The sequence below is a fragment of the Pantoea sp. SIMBA_079 genome, assembly GCF_046940275.1.
Classification (GTDB): Bacteria; Pseudomonadota; Gammaproteobacteria; order Enterobacterales; family Enterobacteriaceae; genus Pantoea; species Pantoea borealis.
In genome coordinates, this window is sequence record NZ_JAWRYR010000656.1 from 1 (window position 1) to 251 (window position 251).

General features: G+C 57.8%; 1 protein-coding gene. It reads left to right on the forward strand.

Annotated features, from left to right (window positions below):
- On the forward strand, nt 1-251 hold a 251-nt coding region (locus tag SB719_RS21570), incomplete at both ends, for an ABC transporter permease subunit (RefSeq protein ID WP_412159947.1).

Sequence of the window (251 nt, forward strand, 5' to 3'; positions counted from 1 at the left end):
GTACCGCTCGGTATCCTGTCGGTCGTGCGCCAGAACCGCTGGTATGGATCGCTTATATCTGTCGTTTCCCGGTTGGGTATCGCCGTGCCGGTTTTCTGGATCGGGATTCTGCTCGTCTGGATTTTTGCCGTCAAGCTGCGGTTGTTTCCCTCCGGCGGCTTTCCATCGCGCGGATGGCAGTCCGCACCTGCTGCTTTTCAGTCGCTTGTATTGCCGGTTGCGACCATTGCCATCGTCATGTCGGCATCGTT